Here is a 20,431-nt window from a genome sequence, read left to right on the forward strand (position 1 = left end):
GATGCGTGATCGCGAATTGCTAATTCGCCGACGTGGTGTGAGCCCGTCGGTGCGGCGTGTCAGGGCGTGGGAGGAGTCCCCGAGGCGCTGCCGTCCGAGGAGTCCGGCGCCGTCGCCGACCCCTCGTCCGACTTCGCCGCGACGCTCGCCGTCGCCGGCGACGTGGCTCTGCGGCCACGGACCTGAAGGATGCGCGCGACGACCGCTGCGATCGCGACGACCGCGACGAGCACGAGCGTCACCACGGTCCACGGGATCTGCGTCTGGACCGTCATCCGGTCGAGGATCTGCTGGGCCCCCTGCGCCGGCTGCGAGACGGTCAGGTTGTCCTGGGCCTGCTCGAGCTGCACCCGGCTGAAGTCGTCGGAGGCCGAGCCGATGGTGTCCGGGCCGAACACGATGACGGTGCCGCCCGTCTCCTTCTGGATCGCTGTCGCGATGTCGCGGTAGTAGGTGAAGACGGGCTGCCTGTCCTGGAGCACGACGAAGTACATGTCGTGGCCTTTGGCCTTCGCCTCGGCCACCACCTTCTCGAGCCCGACCACGTCGTCAGCAGGTGCGGAGACGTGGTCGGCGGCCAGGTCGGACTCGATCGCGGTCAGGTCGACGTCGTCGGGGATCACGGTGAGCGACGGCGCCGAGTAGAGGATTGCGCGGACGTCCGCGGGATGCGTGCCTGCGACCTGAGGGCCGGCGAGCATGGGGCCGACGGTCATGGCCGGTGACTCCTCTGGCGACGGGTGTGGGCACGCGTGAGGGCGCCCCGGGGTGACGGATGCACAGTACGACAGCGCGACGCCCCCGCGATGTTCACCCGCCGGGAGATGTCGTTCACCCGTTGTGCCCAACCAGTACGCCCGTACTGCTAGACTGGGTGCACGTTCGCGCCCCGCCGGCCCGCGGGGCGCAGGACACGTCAGCGCCGGCGCAGCCCCGTCGGCGACGAGAGGTCGGCGTATCAGCGACGTCGACCAACCGAGGAGTGGAGTGTTGCGTGAGCTCGTCAATTGATTCGTTCGGCGCCAAGGGGACCCTGCAGGTCGGCGACAACTCGTATGACATCTACCGCCTGAGCGCGGTGGAGGGCGTCGACCGCCTCCCCTACGCGCTCAAGGTGCTCGCGGAGAACCTGCTGCGCACCGAGGACGGCGCCAACATCACCAAGGAGCACATCCAGGCCGTCGCCGGATGGGACCCCGAGGCCGACCCGAGCATCGAGATCCAGTTCACGCCGGCGCGCGTGATCATGCAGGACTTCACCGGCGTGCCCTGCATCGTCGACCTGGCGACCATGCGTGAGGCGGTCGAGGAGCTCGGCGGCGACCCGGACAAGGTGAACCCGCTGGCGCCCGCCGAGATGGTCATCGACCACTCCGTCATCATCGAGGCGTTCGGCAACGCCCAGGCCTTCGAGCGCAACGTCGAGATCGAGTACCAGCGCAACGAGGAGCGCTACCAATTCCTCCGCTGGGGCCAGGGCGCCTTCGACGACTTCAAGGTCGTCCCGCCCGGTACCGGCATCGTCCACCAGGTCAACATCGAGCACCTCGCGCGCTCGATCATGGTGCGTGACGGCGTCGCCTACCCCGACACCTGTGTCGGCACCGACTCGCACACCACCATGGAGAACGGCCTGGGCGTCCTGGGCTGGGGCGTCGGCGGCATCGAGGCCGAGGCCGCGATGCTGGGCCAGCCGATCTCGATGCTCATCCCCCGCGTCGTCGGCTTCAAGCTGTCCGGCGAGACCAAACCGGGCGTGACCGCCACGGACGTCGTCCTCACCATCACCGAGATGCTGCGCAAGCACGGCGTTGTCGGCAAGTTCGTCGAGTTCTACGGCAAGGGTGTCGCCGCGGTGCCGCTGGCCAACCGCGCCACGATCGGCAACATGAGCCCCGAGTTCGGCTCGACCTGCGCCATGTTCCCCATCGACGAGGAGACCATCAGCTACCTCAAGCTGACCGGCCGCAGCCAGGAGACGCTCGACCTCGTCGAGGCCTACGCCAAGGAACAGGGCATGTGGCACGACGGCGACAAGGAGCCCGTGTACTCCGAGTACCTCGAACTCGATCTCGCCGACGTCGTCCCGTCCATCGCCGGCCCGAAGCGTCCCCAGGACCGCATCGAGCTGTGGGACGCGAAGAACGCCTTCCGCAAGGACATCCACAACTACGTCGACGGCGGCGACGGCGTCGAGCAGAGCAAGCTCGACGACGCCGTCGAGGAGACGTTCCCGGCGTCGGATCCGGCCACGCTGAGCTTCGCCGACGACGACTCCGCCCCGCTGCACTCGGCGGCGCGCAACGCCGAGGGCCGCCCGTCGAACCCCGTCACGGTCGAGTCGACCGAGCGCGGGAAGATGATCCTCGACCACGGCATCGTCACGATCGCGTCGATCACCAGCTGCACCAACACCTCCAATCCGTCGGTGATGCTCGGCGCCGCCCTCCTCGCCCGCAACGCGGTCGAGAAGGGTCTCACCAGCAAGCCGTGGGTGAAGACGTCGATGGCCCCCGGGTCGCAGGTCGTCACCGGGTACTACGAGAAGGCCGGCCTGTGGCCGTACCTGGAGAAGCTGGGCTTCTTCCTCGTCGGCTACGGCTGCACCACCTGCATCGGCAACTCCGGCCCGCTGCCGGAGGAGATCTCGAAGGCGATCAACGAGAACGACCTGACCGCCACCGCGGTGCTGTCGGGCAACCGCAACTTCGAGGGCCGCATCAACCAGGACGTCAAGATGAACTACCTGGCCTCGCCGCCGCTGGTCATCGCCTACGCCCTGGCCGGGACGATGGACTTCGACTTCGAGACCGATCCGCTCGGTCAGGACACCGACGGCAACGACGTGTTCCTCAAGGACATCTGGCCCTCCGGTGAGGAGATCCAGAAGACGATCGCCGAGTCGATCTCGCCCGAGCAGTACGCGGCCGACTACGCCGACGTGTTCAAGGGCGACGAGCGGTGGCGCAACCTGCCCACCCCGGACGGCAAGACGTTCGAGTGGGACCAGAAGTCGACCTACGTGCGCAAGCCTCCGTACTTCGACGGGATGCAGCGTGAGCCCGAGCCGGTCACCGACATCTCCGGTGCACGCGTGCTGGCGAAGCTGGGCGACTCGGTCACCACCGACCACATCTCCCCCGCGTCGACGATCAAGCCGGGAACCCCGGCGGCGCAGTACCTCGACGAGAACGGGGTGGCGCGTAAGGACTACAACTCGCTGGGCGCTCGTCGCGGCAACCACGAGGTGATGATCCGGTCGACCTTCGGCAACATCCGCCTGCAGAACCAGCTGCTGGACGGGGTCTCGGGTGGCTACACCCGTGACTTCACCCAGGACGGTGGCCCGCAGTCGTTCATCTACGACGCCGCACAGAACTACGCGGCGCAGAACACGCCGCTGGTCGTGCTCGGCGGCAAGGAGTACGGCACCGGGTCGTCGCGCGACTGGGCGGCGAAGGGCACGAGCCTGCTGGGTGTCCGGGCCGTCATCACCGAGAGCTTCGAGCGCATCCACCGCTCGAACCTGATCGGTATGGGTGTCATCCCGCTGCAGTTCCCCGAGGGCGAGTCGCACAAGTCGTTGGGCCTCGACGGCACCGAGACGTTCGACATCACCGGGATCGAGGAGCTGAACAACGGCACCACCCCGGAGACGGTCCACGTCACCGCCACGAAGGAGGACGGCGAGACGGTGGAGTTCGACGCGAAGGTCCGCATCGACACCCCCGGTGAGGCCGACTACTACCGCAACGGCGGAATCCTGCAGTACGTGCTGCGCAACATGATCGGCGACTGAGCAGGACCACCCGATGTCCGCGCGCCCCGGCCCCGCCCACGGGACCAGGGCACGCGCCCATCGCCGTCGCGTCGATCGAGGAGAGGGGGCGCAGCTGTGCCACGCGTGAGCGAAGACCATCTGGCGGCGCGTCGCCGGGAGATCCTCGACGGCGCTCGACGCTGCTTCGCCGAGTACGGCTACGACGGCGCCACCGTCCGGCGGCTCGAGGACGCCACGAGCCTGTCGCGGGGTGCGATCTTCCACCACTTCCGGGACAAGGAGGCGCTGTTCCTCGCGCTCGCCCACGAGGACGCCGAGCGTATGGCCGACGTCGCTGCCGAGCAGGGGCTCGTGCAGGTCATGCGGGACATGCTCGACCACCCCGAGGACTTCGACTGGCTCGGCACGCGCCTGGAGATCGCGCGGAAGTTGCGGTCCGACCCCGACTTCCGGTCGGAGTGGGTGGCCCGCTCCATCGATCTCGAAGCCGCCACGCTGGCCCGGCTCGAACGTCAACGCAGCGCGGGCAGACTCCGCGACGACCTCCCCACCGAGGTCATCGTGCAGTACCTGGATCTCATCCTCGACGGTCTCATCACCCGACTGGCGTCCGGCCACCGCGGTCGCGATCTGCACGCCGTCCTCGACCTCGTGGAGGAGTCGGTCCGCCGCCCGCGCGCGGAGTAGACATGACCGGCGCTGTCGGTGACCACCTCCCACCCGATGCGGTGCTCGCCGTCGTCGGCGGGAGACCGGTCGTCCCCGTCTGGCGCAACGACGCCGGCGGCGTGACCTACGCGGTCGGCACCCCGCCCGCCGCCTATCTCAAGTGGCAACCCGATCACCCGGCGATCTCGCCGTACGACGAGTTCGATCGGCTCGCGTGGGCGGTCCGACAGGTCGCGGTCCCGGAACCGCTCGATCGCGGGTCCTGCCTGCTCGACGACGGGACCGCGGTGTCCTGGTTGCTCACCCGCGCGATCCCTGCGTCGAGCGCTGTCGACCCACGATGGTCGTCGCGGGGTCGCGCCGCCGCTCGCGCCGTGGGTGAGGGCCTCCGACGATTTCACGAGGGACTCCCCGTGGACGACTGCCCCTGGAGCTGGTCGCCGACCGACCGGATCGCGGATGCGCGGCGACGCGGGGTGCGTGTTCCGGCGGAGCTCGAGACGCCACCTGTCGAGGACCGTGTCGTCTGCCACGGGGACGCGTGCTGTCCCAACACCCTGGTGGACGACTGCTGCCGCGCGGTCGCCCACGTCGATCTGGGCCGGCTCGGGGTGGCGGACCGGTGGGCAGACCTGGCCGTGGCGGCGATGAGTGCGGGTTGGAATTTCGGTGCGGACCTGGAGGACGAGGTGTACGCCGGATACGGCATCGAGGCGGACCCCGTACGGATCGGCTACTACCGCCGCCTGTGGGTGAGCACCTGACCTCAATGCGACAGTTTGGCGATTCTGTTCCATTACCGGCGTAGGTGTGGTTATCCTGTCGCAATGTTCCCAGGAGTGTTCGCGGCGACGACGCCCGACAAGCCCGCAGCCGTACTCCCTGCGACCGGTGAGCAGATCACCTACGCCGAACTCGACGAGCGGTCCATCCGGCTGGCGAACCATCTCCGGGAACTCGGGCTCCGGCGCGGCGACTGCATCGCGCTCGTGTCCACCAACGACCTCCGTGTCTTCGAGGTCTACTGGGCCGCACTGCGGTCCGGGCTCTACATCACGCCGGTGAACCACCACCTGACCGCCGCCGAGACCAACTTCATACTCGGCGACTGCGGTGCGCGTGTCCTGTTCGCCTCCGCGGGGGGGGGAGGAGAAAAGGANGGGCTCTACATCACGCCGGTGAACCACCACCTGACCGCCGCCGAGACCAACTTCATACTCGGCGACTGCGGTGCGCGTGTCCTGTTCGCCTCCGCGGCGTCGGCCGACGCAGTCGCCGACGCCGCGGAGGTCACCACCCTCGAACACCGCATCGCCTGGGGTGGGATCGACGGATTCGAGTCCTACGACGACGTTCTCGCGGCAGCATCGCCGCAGAAGCCGACCAGCCAGCCCCGCGGGCACGACATGCTCTACTCGTCGGGGACCACGGGCCGCCCCAAGGGGATCCAGCCGCCCCTGCCCGAGGGCGAGGTGGACCAGGTCCCCGACATCTACACCGTGATCTTCTCCGGGATGTACGGCTTCGACGCCGACACCGTGTACCTCTCCCCCGCCCCGCTGTATCACGCTGCGCCGCTGCGGTATTGCGGTATGACGCAGTCGGTGGGTGGCACGGTCGTCGTGATGGACCGCTTCGACCCGGAGGAGGCGCTGCGCCTCGTCGAGAAGTATCACGTCACCCACAGCCAGTGGGTGCCGACGATGTTCGTGCGGATGCTCAAGCTGCCGAAGGAGGTCCGCGACCGCTACGACATCTCCTCGATGAAGGCCGCCATCCACGCCGCCGCGCCGTGTCCGGTGCACGTCAAGCGCGCGATGATCGACTGGTGGGGTCCGGTGATCTACGAGTACTACTCGTCGACCGAGGCGATCGGTGGCACGTTCATCGACTCCGCGGAGTCACTCGCGCACCCGGGATCGGTCGGCAAGCCACTGCTCGGTGTCATCCACGTCTGCGACGACACGGGGACGGAACTGCCCGTCGGTGAGACCGGGACCGTGTACTTCGAGCGGGAGACCAAGACGTTCGAGTATCACAACGATCCCGAGAAGACCGCTGCGGCAGAGCATCCCGATCATCCGCTGTGGGCCACCACCGGCGACATCGGTCACGTCGACGCCGACGGTTACCTGTACCTGACCGACCGCAAGGCCTTCATGATCATCTCGGGCGGGGTCAACGTCTACCCGCAGGAATCGGAGAACGTCCTCATCGGTCACCCCGCCGTGTTCGACGTCGCCGTGATCGGTGTGCCGAACGACGAGTTCGGTGAGGAGGTGAAGGCATGCGTCCAGCTCGAGGAGGGGTACACGGGCTCGGACGAACTCGCCGCAGAGCTCGACGCCTTCGTCCGTGAGCAGCTCGCCGCCTACAAGGTGCCCCGCAGCTACGACTTCGTCCACGAACTCCCGCGGACACCGACCGGCAAGCTCGTCAAGGGCAAGCTCAAGGCCGCCTACGCCTGACGGTGCCTGTCGCGGGACTCACGCGAGCTCGATGAGCTCCCTGACAGAGCAGAGGAGCTCATCTCCGCGCAGGGCCCTCAAGCGAGCTCGATGAGCTCTGTCACAGAGCAGAGGAGCTCATCTCCGCGCAGGGCCCTCAAGCGAGCTCGATGAGCTCCTGGTACTCGGCGGACCAGTGGTCCTCGGTGCCGTCGGGCAGGAGGATCACGCGCTCGGGCTCCAACGCCGCCGCGGCGCCCGGATCGTGGGTGACCAGGACGACGGCGCCGGCGTAGGTGCGCAACGCGTCGAGGACCTGCTCCCGGGAGATCGGGTCCAGGTTGTTCGTCGGCTCGTCCAGCAGCAGGACGTTCGCCGCCGACGACACCAGGCCGGCCAGCGCCAGGCGGGTCTTCTCGCCGCCGGACAGGGTCCCGGCCGGCTGGTCGAGCTGGGGGCCGGTGAACATGAACGCACCGAGCAGTCCCCGGAGGTCCTGTTCGCCGGCGTCCGGCGCGGCGTGACGGATGTTCTCCCACACCGAGGCCATGTCGTCGATGGTGTCGTGCTCCTGCGCGAAGTACCCCAGCTTCAGCCCGTAGCCCGGCTCGATGGAACCGAGGTCCGGCTTCTCCACGCCCGCCAACAGTTTCAGCAGGGTCGTCTTGCCCGCACCGTTGAGACCGAGCACGACGACTCGGCTGCCACGGTCGATGGCGAGGTCGACGCCGGTGAAGATCTCCAGCGAGCCGTAGGTCTTCGTCAGCTCCTTGGCCATCAGCGGCGTCTTGCCGCATGCGGTCGGATCCGGGAAACGGATCTTCGCGGTCTTGTCGGCCACGCGCTCCTCGTCGAGGGCGTCGATCATCTTGTCGGCCCGTTTGAGCATCTGTTGCGCGGCGGCGGCCTTCGTGGCCTTCGCCCCCAGCTTGGCCGCCTGCGTCCGCAGGGCGCTCGCCTTCTTCTCGGCGTTGGCGCGCTCACGTTTGCGACGCTGCTCGTCGGTGGCGCGGGCGTCGAGGTATTTCGCCCACCCCATGTTGTAGACGTCGGCCTCGCCGCGCACGGCGTCGAGGAACCAGACCTTGTTCACGACGTCACCGAGCAACTCCACGTCGTGACTGATGACGACGAGGCCGCCGTAGTGGTTCTGCAGGAAGCTGCGCAACCAGGTGATGGAGTCGGCGTCGAGGTGGTTGGTCGGTTCGTCGAGCAGCAGGGTCGTGTTGGACTTGCCGCCACCGGTGGACGCCGCGAAGAGGATGCGGGCCAGTTCGATGCGTCGACGCTGTCCGCCGGACAGCGTCGAGAGCGGCTGACCGAGGACGCGATCGGGCAGGGCGAGGCTGTGGCAGATGCGCGCTGCGTCGGACTCGGCCTCGTAGCCGCCGAGGGAGGAGAACCGCTCCTCGAGTCGGCCGTAGCGGGCCACGGCCTTGTCCCGGGTGTCGTCGTCGGCCGCCTCGGCCATCAGCGCCTGCTGCTTCTCCATGTCGCGGACCATCGTGTCGAGCCCGCGGGCGGAGAGCACCCGGTCCTTCGCGAGGACGCCGAGGTCGCCCTCCTTGGGATCCTGCGGGAGGTAGCCGACGTCGCCGGTGCGCGTCACGCTCCCGGCGTACGGCTCGCCCTCACCGGCGAGGATCCGCAGGGTCGTCGTCTTGCCGGCACCGTTGCGGCCCACGAGGCCGATCCGGTCGCCGGCCTGGATGCGCAGGGCAGGGCCCGGGGCGGACAGCAGGGTCCGCACGCCTGCCCGCACCTCGAGGTCCGTTGCCGTGATCACGACGATTCAGTCTACGGACCGGTGCAAACCGGTTCTGTCCGCCGCGACGGGTTGACCTGCCCGGACGACAGGGGTCGTCGACTAGCGTCGGTGATGTGACCGATGTGACACAGACCCTGTCCGGGCGTACAGCCCTCGTCACCGGCGCCAGCCGCGGGATCGGTCTCGCGACCGCGACCGCGCTGGCAGCCCGGGGCGCAACCGTGACGATCACAGGACGCAAACCCGATGCGCTCGCCGCCGCGGTCGACGCCGTGCGCGCGCAGGTGACCGGCGCCGACGTGCGGGCGGTGTCCGCCAACACCGGTTCCGCCGACGACCGTCGTGCGGCGGTTGCCGAGGCCGCGCGCGGTCACGGGACCGTCGACATCCTCGTCAACAACACCGGCATCAACCCGGTCTACGGATCGCTGATGGACGCCGACCTCGACGCGGTCCGCAAGATCTTCGACGTGAACGTCGTCGCGGCCCTGGGCTTCGTCCAGGAGTGCCACCGCGCCGGGATGGGCCGCACGGGCGGGTCCGTGGTGAACCTCGCCAGCACCGCAGGACTGCGCTCGACCCGTGTGATCGCCGCGTACGGCGCGTCGAAGGCGGCGCTCATCCGACTCACCGCCGAACTCGCAGCGGAACTCGGACCGACGATCCGCGTCAACGCGATCGCCCCGAGCATCGTCAAGACGCAATTCGCCGAGGCGCTCTACAGCGCCGACGAGGAGGGCGTCGCCTCCCGGTTCCCGATGAAGCGGCTCGGTACCCCCGAGGACGTCGCCGAGCTCGTCGCATTCCTCGTCGAGGACCGCTCCGGATGGATCACCGGCGAGACGATCACCCTCGACGGCGGTCTGCTCGCCGGTGGCTGAGCGACCGCACGCCCGTCACCGGGTCGTCGTCGTCGGTGCCGGCCCGGCCGGTCGCGGGGTGGCCCATCGGGCTGCTGCGGCAGGCATGGACGTCGCCGTCGTCGACCCCCGCCCCTCGGGCCGCTGGCCGGCGACCTATGCGGCGTGGGAGGACGAACTCCCGTCGTGGCTGCCCGACGACGTCGTCGCATCGCGGGCTCCCTGGGTGGCCGTGCACACCGGGCGTCGTCACGTCGTCGACCGGCCGTACGTCGTCCTCGACGGCGACGTCCTGCAGCGATCGATGGCCGGCGACGTCGTCGAGTACGCGGCGATGGTCGTCGACGTCGCGGCGACGGCGGTGCGTCTCGCCGACGGACGCGTCATCGCCGGTGAGACGGTGATCGACGCCCGCGGCAGCGTCGGCAGCCCGGGGCCGGCGCAGACGGCAGCCGGGGTCTTCGTCGACGCCGACGTCGCCGCACCGATCCTCGGTGAGGACCCCGCGATGCTGATGGACTGGCGAGATCCCGACGGCCGCCCCCTCGATCGGCCCATGGTCGACGCCCGGGGTCGGACGCTGCCGCCGACCTTCCTGTACGCGATCCCGGTCGACGCCGAGACGGTGCTGTTGGAGGAGACGTGCCTCGCGGCGGACCCGCCGGCCCCCGTCGCGGATCTCCGCGCGCGCCTGCAGCGACGACTCGGCCGACACGGTGTGGACACCGAACGCATCGCGGGAGCCCCGCGCGAATCGGTCCGCTTCGCCCTGGACGGCGGAGGCGAACGGCCCTGGCACAGCAGGCCGACACGGTTCGGCGCGGCCGGCGGGATGATGCACCCCGCCACCGGGTACAGCGTCGCGGCCTCGTTGACACTGGCCGACGTGGTCGTCGGCGCCCTCACCGGCGGGGCCGACGTCACCGACGCGCTGTGGCCGTCGTCGGCCCGGACGGTGCACGCACTGCGACGTCGTGGACTGAACACCCTCCTGGGCCTCGACGGCGCCGCCACGATCGGCTTCTTCGACGGCTTCTTCCATCTCGAACCCGCTCGCCGCGACGCCTACCTGAGCGGTCGCGACGACCTCGGGGCGGTCGCGGGTGCCATGGCGGCCCTCATGCCGATCGTCGGTCCCGCCGCGGCGGTCCGGATCGCCCGCGGCGCCGTCCGCCGGCCGGCGTGGTCGGGGTCGCCTCGCCGTTGACCCGCGTCACGCCCTGTCGTCGTCGGTGAGTCGGGCCATGAGCCGGACCAGGGTGCGGCGCTCGTCCTCGTCGAGACGGGACATCGCGTGCGGCGGCCGGTGCAGGATCGCCTCGGCGGTCCGCACCGCCTCGACACCGGCCGTGGTGAGGTGGACCAGCTTGCGCCGACGGTCCTCGGGGTGCGGTCGTCGCTCGACCAGACCGTGCGCCTCCAGCTTGTCGACGACCACGGTCGCGTAGGGCGCGTCGGTGCCGATCTCCTCGGCGATGGTCCGCAACGTCTTGGGCGCCTCGGCGAGGCCGAACAGGACTTTTCCGCGGCCGCCCCCGAGCCGGAACCCGAGTGCCTCGGCGAGCTCCGCCCGCCGACCCTGCGACTCGACGAACTGGTACATCAGGTCCCACGCACGGCGATCGTCGCCGGTCACCACGGGACCGTCCGGCCCAGGTAGTCGACGTAGTGGACACCCGGGGCGTCGGCGAGAGAGTCCAGCGTCGCCACGACACCGGGGATGCTCTCCTCGATCGTCAGACGCGCACCCTCGCCGCCCAGTCCGGTTCGGACCCAACCGGGCGCCATCAACACCACAGGGCGAGGGGTGTCGGTGCGGCGCGCCGCCCAGCTGCGGACGAAGGTGTTGAGCGCTGCTTTGCTGCCGCGGTACACCTCGTGGCCACCGCGGGTGTTGTTCGCGACGCTCCCCTGCCCCGAGGACATCACCCCGATGGTGCCGCTGGGCGGGACGAGGTCCTCGAGTGCCTCGATGACGCACATCGGGCTCAGCGCGTTCGTGACCATGACGCGCACGAACTCGTCGGTCGACACCTGCGCGACGGTCGTCCCCGCGTCGGTGACACCTGCGTTGACGAACAGCAGTCCGAACGTCCGGGACGCCAGTCGTGCTCGGAGCGCGTCGATCTCGTCGGGCCGGGTCACGTCGAGATGCTCGATCTCGACCAGGTCGGGGAACGTGTCGGCGATGTCGTGGAGAGGCGTGGGGTCGGCGCCTCGGACGGTCGCCACCACGCGGCGCCCGTCGCGCGCCCAGTGGTCGACGAGTGCGGCCCCGAGCCCGCGCGATGCGCCGATGATCAGCACCGTCCGGTCAGCAATCATTGTGTCCATAACAACGATTGTGCTACCTACAACTATGCTGGGTCGAGCCCGGCCGGATCAGACGGTGAACCCGAGGGCCCGGAGCTGCTCGCGTCCGTCGTCGGTGATCTTGTCCGGGCCCCACGGCGGCAGCCAGACCCAGTTGATCTCGATGTCGGTGCACAGACCGCTCGTGACGACCGCGGCGCGCGACTGGTCCTCGATCACGTCGGTCAGCGGGCAGGCCGCCGACGTGAGGGTCATGTCGATCTTCGCGACGGCGTCGGGGTCGACGTCGATGCCGTAGACGAGGCCGAGATCGACGACGTTGATGCCGAGTTCGGGGTCGACGACGTCACGCATCGCCTCCTCCACGTCATCGATGCTCGGCAACGAGGTCTGCACCTCGGCGGGCACCGGTTGAGTCTGCTGCTGGTCGGTCATGTCGTGCTCCTGGAAGTCGTGGTTCCGTCGGTCAGTGTGGCGTCGGTGCGGCCCAGGGCGTCCTTGAACGCCATCCACCCGAGCAGCGCGCATTTCACCCGGGCCGGGTACTTCGCGACCCCGGCGAAGGCGATGCCGTCGCCGATGACGTCCTCGTCGCCGTCGACCTCGCCACGGGAGGTCACCATCGCGGTGAACGCCCCGACGGTGTCGAGTGCGGCGGGGACGGCCAGGCCGACGACCTGGTCGAACAGGACCGAGGTGGATGCCTGGGATATCGAGCATCCCTGGCCGTCGTACGAGATGTCCGCGATCGCTCCGTCGGCCACGGCCACACGAAGTGTCACCTCGTCGCCGCAGGTCGGGTTGACGTGGTGCACCTCGGCCCCGAACGGCTCACGCAGGCCGCGGCCGTGGGGGTGTTTGTAGTGGTCGAGGATCACGTCCTGGTACATCTGCTCCATACGCATGTCGGCTCACCCCACCCTGAAGAACCGTCGGGCCGTACCGATCGCGTCGGCGAGTGCGTCGACCTCTGCGAGCGTGTTGTACGCGGCGAAGGACGCCCGCGCGGTCGCCGCGACGCCGAACCGCTTGTGCAGCGGCCAGGCACAGTGATGCCCCACGCGGATCGCGACACCCTCGTCGTCGAGGATCTGACCCAGATCGTGGGCGTGGATCTCGTCGACGACGAAGGACACCGCGCCACCGCGCTCGCTCGCCGCGGTGGGTCCGACGATGCGCAGACCGTCGATCGAGCCGAGGCGGGCGAGGGCGTGCTCGGTGAGAGCGTGCTCGTGTGCCGCGACAGCGTCCATGCCGATGTCACGCAGATAGCGGACGGCGGCACCGAGGCCGACGACCTGCGACGTCATCGGCACACCGGCCTCGAAGCGCTGCGGCGGAGCGGCGTAGGTGGACACCTCCATCGACACCGTCTCGATCATCGACCCGCCCGAGATGAACGGGGGCAACTGCTCGAGGAGCGTCGACTTCCCGTACAGGACACCGACTCCCGACGGCCCGAACATCTTGTGGCCGGAGAACGCGGCGAAGTCGACGTCGAGCGCGTGCAGGTCGACGGCGGAGTGCGGCACCGACTGGCATGCGTCGAGCACGACGATCGCGCCGACCGCACGGGCTCGGCGGACGATCTCGTCGACGTCGGTCACCGCGCCGGTCACGTTGGACTGGTGGGTGACCGCGACCACGGCGACCGACTCGTCGAGGGTGAGCGAGTCGAGATCGATGCGGCCGTCGTCGGTGACTCCGAACCAGCGCAGAGTGGCACCGGTCCGTCGGCAGAGCTCCTGCCAGGGAACGAGATTCGCGTGGTGCTCGAGCTCGCTCACCACCACGGTGTGCCCCGGCCCGAGGCGGGTGCCACCGAGCACGTCGGCGCTGCGATCGTCGCCGAGGGTGTAGGCGACGAGGTTGATCGCCTCGGTGGCGTTCTTCGTGAACACGATCTCGTCGTAGGCCGCGCCGACGAATGCCGCGATGTCGCCACGCGCACCCTCGTAGGCGTCGGTGGCCTCCTCCGCGAGCTGGTGCGCTCCGCGGTGGACGGCGGCGTTGTGGTGCAGCAGGAAATCCCGTTCGGCGTCGAGCACAGGCAGCGGACGCTGCGAGGTCGCGCCGGAATCGAGGTACACCAACGGTTTCCCGTCCCGGACCGTGCGGCCCAGGATCGGGAAGTCGGCACGCAACGCCTCGACGTCGAGGGTGGGCGATGCCACGGTGCTGGTCATGCGATCACCTCGTGTGGTCGGTGGGCGTGGCTGGTGTCAGGCCGAGGCGCCGGCACCGGTGAAGCGGACGTAGCCGTTCTCCTCCAGCTCGTCGGCGAGCTCGGGTCCACCGGACTCGACGACCCGGCCGCCGACGAACACGTGGACGTACTCGGGCTGGATGTAACGCAGGATGCGGGTGTAGTGCGTGATCAGCAGCACGCCGCCGTTCTCGCGCTCCCGGTAGGCGTTGACGCCGGCGGACACGACACGCAGTGCGTCGACGTCGAGGCCGGAATCGGTCTCGTCGAGGATGGCGATCTTCGGCTTGAGAAGGCCGAGCTGCAGGATCTCGTGGCGCTTCTTCTCGCCGCCGGAGAACCCCTCGTTCACGCTGCGCTCACCGAACGACGAGTCGATCTCGAGTTCGGTCATCGCCTCCTTGGTCTCCTTGACCCAGTGACGCAGCTTGGGCGCCTCTCCGCGGACCGCGGTCGCCGCGGTGCGCAGGAAGTTGGACATGGAGACGCCGGGTACCTCGACGGGGTACTGCATCGCGAGGAACAGACCGGCGCGGGCGCGCTCGTCGACGCTCATCTCCAGCACGTCCTCACCGTCGAGGGTGATCGACCCCGAGGTCACGGTGTACTTCGGGTGGCCGGCGATGGCGTAGGACAGGGTCGACTTGCCGGAGCCGTTGGGCCCCATGATCGCGTGGGTCTGCCCCGAGGCGATCGTCAGGTCCACGCCCTTGAGGATGTGGATGGGCTCGGCGTCGGAGTCGCTGCCGGCGACGTCGACGTGCAGGTCGCGGATCTCGAGTGTGGTCACGGGTGGTCCTTCGTGGTTCGGGCGGTGGGTGGTCGTCTGCGGTGGTCGATCCGGGCGTCAGACGCCGGCGGTCGCGAGCTCGGCCTCGATGGCCGCCTCGAGCCGCTCACGCAGGTCCGGCACGCCGATCTTGGCGATGATCTCGGCGAAGAACCCGCGCACGACGAGACGTCGCGCCTGATCCTCCGGGATGCCGCGGGCCTGCAGGTAGAACAGCTGCTCGTCGTCGAAACGCCCTGTCGCACTGGCGTGTCCGGCGCCGACGATCTCGCCGGTCTCGATCTCGAGGTTCGGCACCGAGTCGGCGCGGGCGCCGTCGGTGAGAACCAGGTTGCGGTTGAGCTCGAAGGTGTCGGTGCCCTCGGCCTCGGCTCGGATGAGCACGTCGCCGACCCACACGGTGTGGGCTTCCCTCGACCGGTCGGTGGCCCGCCCGGTCGCGTCGACATCGCTCTGCAACGCGCCCTTGTAGACGACGTTCGAGCGGCAGTGCGGCTGCGAGTGGTCGACGAGGAGTCGCTGCTCGAGGTGCTGCCCGGCGTCGGCGAAGTACAGGCCCCACATCTCGGCGTTGCCACCGGGACCGTCGAAGTGCACCAGCGGGCTCATGCGGACGAGGTCGCCGCCGAGGCTGACCGCGAAGTGCCTGATCGACGCGTCACGGCCGAGCCGGACGTGATGGGCGGCCACATGCACCATGTCGTCGGCCCAGTCGTGCACGTCGACCACGGTCAGCGCGGCACCGTCACCGACGACGAACTCGATGTTCTCGGCGTACGTGCCGCTGCCCACCTGGTCGATGACGACGGTGGCGCGCGCATGGCGACCCAGACGGATCTGGACGTGCCCGAAGGCGACGACGTCGGCGCCCGGCCCGGTGATCGTCACGGTGACGGGATCGGCGACCTCGGCCTCGGTGTCGATCGAGACGATGGTGGCCTGCTCGAATCCGGACCACGCTGCGGCGGCGATGCGGTCGAACGGGATGCCACCGTCACCGAGACGGTCGTCGTCGCGGCCGACGGTCTCGACACCGACGCCGTCGCCGGCACCGGTGACCTCCACCGTCGCCGAACCCGACGCCGTCGCGGACCCGTCGTGCAGCCCGCGCAGGCGGCGGAACGGGGTGAACCGCCATGCCTCGTCCTTCGACGAGGGGACCTCGAAGGCCTCCACGTCGCGGGAGGTGAACAGCTCGCCCTTGTTGGCGACCGGGTGCACGGGGTTCTCCCCCGCGACCGCCCCGACGACCCCGGCGGGTGTCTCCTGCGTCGAACTCAACCGACCGATCCTTCCATCTGCAGCTCGATGAGACGGTTCAGCTCGAGCGCGTACTCCATGGGCAGTTCCTTCGCGATGGGCTCGACGAACCCGCGCACGACCATCGCCATGGCCTCGTCCTCGGTGAGGCCGCGGCTCATCAGGTAGAAGAGCTGGTCGTCGCTGACCTTCGAGACGGTCGCCTCGTGGCCCATCGTCACGTCGTCCTCGCGGATGTCGACATAGGGGTAGGTGTCGCTGCGGCTGATCGTGTCGACGAGCAGTGCGTCGCACTTCACCGTCGAGCGACTGCCGTGCGCACCCCGGTTGATCTGGATCAGACCGCGGTACGAGGCGCGGCCGCCACCGCGGGCCACCGACTTCGAGACGATGTTGCTCGAGGTGTTCGGTGCGAGGTGCACCATCTTCGACCCGGTGTCCTGGTGCTGACCCGGCCCGGCGAACGCGACCGAGAGCACCTCGCCCTTGGCGTGCTCACCGGTCATCCAGACCGCGGGGTACTTCATGGTGACCTTGGAGCCGATGTTGCCGTCGACCCATTCCATCGTCGCGCCGGCCTCGGCCTTCGCGCGCTTGGTCACCAGGTTGTACACGTTGTTCGACCAGTTCTGGATGGTCGTGTACCGGCAGCGGCCGCCCTTCTTCACGATGATCTCGACGACCGCGGAGTGCAGCGAGTCGGTCTTGTAGATCGGGGCGGTGCAGCCCTCGACGTAGTGCACGTATGCACCCTCGTCGACGATGATCAGCGTCCGCTCGAACTGGCCCATGTTCTCGGTGTTGATGCGGAAGTACGCCTGCAGCGGGATGTCGACGTGCACACCCGGCGGGACGTAGATGAACGAGCCGCCCGACCACACGGCGGTGTTCAGCGCGGAGAACTTGTTGTCCCCGGCAGGGATGACGGAGCCAAAGTACTCGCGGAACAGGTCCTCGTGCTCACGCAGCGCGGTGTCGGTGTCGAGGAAGACGACGCCCTGCTGCTCGAGGTCCTCGCGGATCGAGTGGTAGACGACCTCGGACTCGTACTGCGCGGCGACACCGGAGACCAGACGCTGCTTCTCCGCCTCGGGGATGCCGAGCTTGTCGTAGGTGTTCTTGATGTCGGCCGGCAGGTCGTCCCAGGTGGCCGCCTGCTTCTCGCTCGACCGCACGAAGTACTTGATGTTGTCGAAGTCGATCCCGTCGAGATCGCTGCCCCAGGTCGGCATCGGCTTGCGGTCGAAGGTCTGCAGCGCCTTCAGGCGCGCGGCGAGCATCCACTCGGGTTCGTTCTTCTTCGACGAGATGTCGGCGACGACGGCCTCGTTGATGCCGCGCTGCGCGCTGGCACCGGCGACGTCGGAGTCGGACCATCCGTAGCCGTAGGTCCCGAGGGAGGCGATGGTCTCTTCCTGCGACAGCGGTGCGGCGCCCGCTGCGGCCGCGGGTGTGCGGGGATCGGTGACGGTCATCGGGTGTCCTCTCGGTGGATGCGTGCGGTCGGCGACGCGGGCTGTGCGTCGACGGCCGGTGGCACAGGGTCCCGGCCGTGGCCGGGGGTCGGGATCGTGGGTGTCGACAGGGGGACGTGGGTGGTGCAGGCACAGTCGCCGTTGGCGATCGTCGCCAGCCGCTGGACGTGTGTGCCCAACAGCGCGGTGAAGCGCTCGGTCTCCGCCTCGCACAGTTCCGGGAACTCCTGGGCGATGTGGCCGACCGGGCAGTGGTGCTGGCAGATCTGGACCCCGTTGCCCACGCGACGGGTGTCGGCCGAGTAGCCGGACCGGGTGAGCGCGTCGGCGATCTGCTCGGCCGTGCGTTCGACGGCGGCGGGGTCGCTCTCGGCCCGTTCCGGCGACGTCGGCGCGACCTCGGCGACGACGGTGTCGATGCGATCCGCGGCGAACGAGCGGACGGCCTCGTCGCCACCGATCTCGCGCAGGCGTCGCATCGCGGCACCGGCGAGATCGTCGTAGGCGTGCGGCAGCCGACCGCGGCCCAGCGGTGTCAGGCGGAACTGTTTCGCCGGCCGCCCTCGACCACGCCGTGCGTAGCGGGAGACCTCGCCGGCGATGACCTGACCGTCGGCGATGAGGGCGTCGAGGTGACGTCGCACACCGGCCGCGCTCACGCCGAGTCGCGCACCGATCTCCCCCGCCGTGCACGGTCCGTGCTCGAGGAGCAACGCGATCACCGCAGTGCGCGTCTGGCCCTCCGCACCGATCGTGACGTGCGACTCCGCAGAGTGCGCACGGGGAGACGTTGTTTTCACAACACGATTGTCACCTAATTCGGCACGAGGTGCCAGCAAGGGTGACCTATCCCCCTCGCGGCCTCGCCTCGGCGGCCGCGTCCGGCCGTCGCCGATCCCGCCGACCGATAGTCTGCACACGTGGCAGACCCCCCGGCGTCGCCGCGTCCGCGCGGCGCGATCACCGGTCGCGTCCGCGCCGCCGCCGACTACCTCGGATTGCGACGGCGCGGGCCGACCCCGCCGCCCGACCGTCCGGGCGACTACGGCGTGTCCGTCGCGCGGATGCACGGCCGCGAGCCCGAGGTGGGTCCGCTGCTGCCCGCGGAGAACCGCGCTCTGTCCCGCATCCGGATCTTCGGGGCGGTCGGCTCCATCCTCATCCTGGTCGGTTCCCTGGGCACCGGGGCCGTACCCGTGCTGCAGAACCCGATCGCGGGTATGCGTGTGCTCTCCCTCCCCTCGCGGATGTGGACGACTGCGCTGACCCTGTCCATCGCGGGCACCATCGTGCTGGTCCTCGCCTGGCTGATGCTGGGGCGGTTCGCGGTGGGACGCCTCACCGTCGAGGTCATCGGCGGCAAGCGCCCCGAACGACGCATGACACGGCGACAGGCGGACCGCACGCTTCTGGTGTGGCTCGCGCCGATCGTCGTCGCGCCACCGCTGCTCAGCAAGGACATCTACTCCTACCTCGCCCAGAGCGCGATCGCCGCGAAGGGCATGGACCCCTACGTCGTCAGCCCGGTACGGGGTCTCGGCGTCGACCACGTGTTCACCAGGTCGGTGCCGAACCTGTGGCGGGACACACCCGCCCCCTACGGTCCGCTCTTCCTCTGGCTGGGCAAGGGCATCACGAACATCACCGGCGACAACCTCTCCGCCGCGATCCTCCTGCATCGCGTCCTCGCGCTGGTCGGAGTCGGACTCGTCGTGTGGGCACTCCCCCGACTGGCCCGTCGCTGCGGGGTCTCGCCGGTCGCGGCGTTGTGGCTCGGCGCTCTCAACCCGCTGCTGATCCTGCATCTGGTCGGGGGCATCCACAACGAGGCCCTCATGCTGGGCATGATGCTGGCCGGTATCGAGCTCTGCTTCCGCGCACTCGACTCGCCGCGCCGACTACGGCGGGCACCCTCGTGGATCCCGACGCCGACAGGGTGGCTGTTCCTCGCCGGTGTCGTCGTGATCGCGGCGTCGTCGATGATCAAGATCGCCTCGCTGCTGGCGCTCGGGTTCGTCGGGGTCGGCCTGGCCCGTCGATGGGGTGCGACCCTGCCCGCCCTACGCCATGCGCCTCGGTCGCAGTGGTGGGAGCGGTCGCGGCAGTCGCTGGTCGCCCTGTCCGCCGCGGCCGGGCTGCTGCTGGCGGTCGCCGGGGTCGTGGTGTGCGCGATCTGCTTCGGCACCGGCCTCGGCTTCGGCTGGACGAAGACGCTGAGCACGGGTGACGTGGTGCGGTCCTGGATGTCGATGCCCACGCTGCTCGGCGTCACCGGGGGCCGTGTCGGCGTGGTCCTGGGCCTGGGGGACCACACCCAGGCGATGCTCGACGTCGCCCGCCCCATCGGCGAGGTGATCGCCGCGGTCTTCATCGTGCGGTGGCTGCTCGCCGCTCTCGCCGGCCGCCTGCACCCGCTCGGCGCGCTGGGGCTGGCGATGGCCACCTTCGTCGTCTTCTTCCCCTTCGTGCAGGCGTGGTACCTGCTGTGGGCGATCATCCCGCTCGCCGCGTGGGCGACCGGCCGCTGGTTCCGACTGGCCGCCATCGCCGTCTCGGCGGTCATCGCGGTCGTCGTCCTGCCCACCGGTGCGGGTACCCGGGGGTTCCAGCTCGCCGAGGCCATCGTGGCGTCGATCCTGCTGACCGCCGTGCTCACCGCACTGTTCTTCGAGCGCCCCGCGGGTCGGCGCCGCCGCGATCCGGACATCCCCGAGGAGACCTCCGTCCCCGTCCCCGACGACACGTCGTACGACGAGACGTCGTCGATCATCGGTCCGGATGCCCTCGGAGCCGCCGACCAGCGGGTCCGGTGACCCGACAGCCCGCTGCGATCGGCACTCCCCCCGGCGCCGCCGCCCGACG

General features: G+C 69.5%; 18 protein-coding genes. 7 read left to right on the forward strand and 11 right to left on the reverse strand.

The genetic code is table 11. The features are described 5' to 3' along the window. Nucleotides 1–59: 59 nt before the first annotated feature. Complete coding sequence (locus ACXVUM_RS17300; RefSeq protein WP_458523166.1) at nt 60–716, reverse strand: Rv1476 family membrane protein; 657 nt, start codon at nt 714–716, stop codon at nt 60–62. 278 nt (nt 717–994) lie between these two features. Between ACXVUM_RS17300 and ACXVUM_RS17305 the strand changes: the two genes are divergently transcribed. The 4 genes from ACXVUM_RS17305 to ACXVUM_RS17320 all read left to right on the forward strand — a co-directional run bounded on the left by ACXVUM_RS17305 (nt 995) and on the right by ACXVUM_RS17320 (nt 6,918). Continuing rightward, nucleotides 995–3,799, forward strand: a complete 2,805-nt coding sequence (locus ACXVUM_RS17305) for an aconitate hydratase (RefSeq protein WP_458523167.1) — start codon at nt 995–997, stop codon at nt 3,797–3,799. Nucleotides 3,800–3,895: 96 nt separating this feature from the next. Further along, entirely contained in the window at nt 3,896–4,468 is a 573-nt protein-coding gene (locus ACXVUM_RS17310) for a helix-turn-helix domain-containing protein (protein ID WP_458523168.1), read from the forward strand. A 2-nt stretch (nt 4,469–4,470) separates the two neighbouring features. Beyond that, a complete protein-coding gene (locus ACXVUM_RS17315) occupies nt 4,471–5,214 on the forward strand; it encodes a phosphotransferase (protein ID WP_458523169.1) in 744 nt (247 codons plus the stop codon). A 63-nt stretch (nt 5,215–5,277) separates the two neighbouring features. Continuing rightward, a complete protein-coding gene (locus ACXVUM_RS17320; protein WP_458523170.1) occupies nt 5,278–6,918 on the forward strand; it encodes an acyl-CoA synthetase in 1,641 nt (546 codons plus the stop codon). 136 nt (nt 6,919–7,054) lie between these two features. On the opposite strand, the gene ACXVUM_RS17325 is transcribed toward ACXVUM_RS17320, so the two are convergent. Then, nucleotides 7,055–8,683 carry an ABC-F family ATP-binding cassette domain-containing protein gene (locus ACXVUM_RS17325; RefSeq protein WP_458523171.1) on the reverse strand — a complete coding sequence of 543 codons (1,629 nt, stop codon included), beginning with the start codon at nt 8,681–8,683 and terminating at the stop codon, nt 7,055–7,057. Between the two features lie 104 nt (nt 8,684–8,787). Between ACXVUM_RS17325 and ACXVUM_RS17330 the strand changes: the two genes are divergently transcribed. Together ACXVUM_RS17330 and ACXVUM_RS17335 are read left to right on the forward strand one after the other, a co-directional pair. Then, nucleotides 8,788–9,546, forward strand: coding sequence for an SDR family oxidoreductase (locus ACXVUM_RS17330; protein ID WP_458523543.1), 759 nt, complete (start codon nt 8,788–8,790; stop codon nt 9,544–9,546). Next, a complete protein-coding gene (locus ACXVUM_RS17335) occupies nt 9,539–10,732 on the forward strand; it encodes a lycopene cyclase family protein (protein ID WP_458523172.1) in 1,194 nt (397 codons plus the stop codon). The genes ACXVUM_RS17330 and ACXVUM_RS17335 overlap by 8 nt, the downstream gene beginning before the upstream one ends. A gap of 6 nt (nt 10,733–10,738) precedes the next feature. On the opposite strand, the gene ACXVUM_RS17340 is transcribed toward ACXVUM_RS17335, so the two are convergent. The 9 genes from ACXVUM_RS17340 to ACXVUM_RS17380 are packed head-to-tail and all read right to left on the reverse strand — an operon-like array spanning nt 10,739 to nt 18,408. Continuing rightward, nucleotides 10,739–11,161, reverse strand: a complete 423-nt coding sequence (locus tag ACXVUM_RS17340; RefSeq protein WP_458523173.1) for a MarR family winged helix-turn-helix transcriptional regulator — start codon at nt 11,159–11,161, stop codon at nt 10,739–10,741. Beyond that, entirely contained in the window at nt 11,158–11,859 is a 702-nt protein-coding gene (locus tag ACXVUM_RS17345) for an SDR family NAD(P)-dependent oxidoreductase (RefSeq protein ID WP_458523174.1), read from the reverse strand. Before ACXVUM_RS17345 ends, ACXVUM_RS17340 begins: the two co-directional genes overlap by 4 nt. A 48-nt stretch (nt 11,860–11,907) precedes the next feature. Beyond that, nucleotides 11,908–12,273 (reverse strand): metal-sulfur cluster assembly factor, encoded by a 366-nt coding sequence (locus tag ACXVUM_RS17350; RefSeq protein WP_458523175.1) that lies wholly within the window; start codon nt 12,271–12,273, stop codon nt 11,908–11,910. Next, a complete protein-coding gene (gene sufU / locus ACXVUM_RS17355) occupies nt 12,270–12,743 on the reverse strand; it encodes a Fe-S cluster assembly sulfur transfer protein SufU (protein WP_458523176.1) in 474 nt (157 codons plus the stop codon). The genes ACXVUM_RS17350 and sufU overlap by 4 nt, the downstream gene beginning before the upstream one ends. Before the next feature lie 6 nt (nt 12,744–12,749). Beyond that, complete coding sequence (locus ACXVUM_RS17360; protein ID WP_458523177.1) at nt 12,750–14,024, reverse strand: cysteine desulfurase; 1,275 nt, start codon at nt 14,022–14,024, stop codon at nt 12,750–12,752. Between the two features lie 36 nt (nt 14,025–14,060). Next, nucleotides 14,061–14,834: a Fe-S cluster assembly ATPase SufC gene (gene sufC / locus ACXVUM_RS17365; protein ID WP_458523178.1), complete on the reverse strand. Its 774-nt coding sequence runs from the start codon at nt 14,832–14,834 to the stop codon at nt 14,061–14,063. A 57-nt stretch (nt 14,835–14,891) separates the two neighbouring features. Further along, nucleotides 14,892–16,055 carry a Fe-S cluster assembly protein SufD gene (gene sufD, locus ACXVUM_RS17370; protein ID WP_458523544.1) on the reverse strand — a complete coding sequence of 388 codons (1,164 nt, stop codon included), beginning with the start codon at nt 16,053–16,055 and terminating at the stop codon, nt 14,892–14,894. 56 nt (nt 16,056–16,111) lie between these two features. Further along, nucleotides 16,112–17,569, reverse strand: a complete 1,458-nt coding sequence (gene sufB, locus ACXVUM_RS17375; RefSeq protein WP_458523179.1) for a Fe-S cluster assembly protein SufB — start codon at nt 17,567–17,569, stop codon at nt 16,112–16,114. Next, complete coding sequence (locus tag ACXVUM_RS17380) at nt 17,566–18,408, reverse strand: helix-turn-helix transcriptional regulator (RefSeq protein WP_458523180.1); 843 nt, start codon at nt 18,406–18,408, stop codon at nt 17,566–17,568. Before ACXVUM_RS17380 ends, sufB begins: the two co-directional genes overlap by 4 nt. A 225-nt stretch (nt 18,409–18,633) precedes the next feature. On the opposite strand from ACXVUM_RS17380, the gene mptB reads away from it, so the two are divergent. Further along, nucleotides 18,634–20,382, forward strand: a complete 1,749-nt coding sequence (mptB, locus tag ACXVUM_RS17385; RefSeq protein WP_458523545.1) for a polyprenol phosphomannose-dependent alpha 1,6 mannosyltransferase MptB — start codon at nt 18,634–18,636, stop codon at nt 20,380–20,382. The last annotated feature ends 49 nt before the right edge of the window (nt 20,383–20,431 follow it).

Source organism: Williamsia sp. SKLECPSW1, assembly GCF_054332755.1.

What these genes read in the sequence shown, in the direction of transcription:
- ACXVUM_RS17300 (WP_458523166.1), bottom strand. Translation starts at nt 716, where the DNA reads ATGACCGTCGGCCCCATGCTCGCCGGCCCTCAGGTCGCAGGCACGCAT.
- ACXVUM_RS17315 (WP_458523169.1), top strand. Translation starts at nt 4,471, where the DNA reads ATGACCGGCGCTGTCGGTGACCACCTCCCACCCGATGCGGTGCTCGCC.
- ACXVUM_RS17345 (WP_458523174.1), bottom strand. Translation starts at nt 11,859, where the DNA reads ATGGACACAATGATTGCTGACCGGACGGTGCTGATCATCGGCGCATCG.
- ACXVUM_RS17350 (WP_458523175.1), bottom strand. Translation starts at nt 12,273, where the DNA reads ATGACCGACCAGCAGCAGACTCAACCGGTGCCCGCCGAGGTGCAGACC.
- sufU (WP_458523176.1), bottom strand. Translation starts at nt 12,743, where the DNA reads ATGCGTATGGAGCAGATGTACCAGGACGTGATCCTCGACCACTACAAA.
- ACXVUM_RS17360 (WP_458523177.1), bottom strand. Translation starts at nt 14,024, where the DNA reads ATGACCAGCACCGTGGCATCGCCCACCCTCGACGTCGAGGCGTTGCGT.
- sufB (WP_458523179.1), bottom strand. Translation starts at nt 17,569, where the DNA reads ATGACCGTCACCGATCCCCGCACACCCGCGGCCGCAGCGGGCGCCGCA.
- mptB (WP_458523545.1), top strand. Translation starts at nt 18,634, where the DNA reads ATGCACGGCCGCGAGCCCGAGGTGGGTCCGCTGCTGCCCGCGGAGAAC.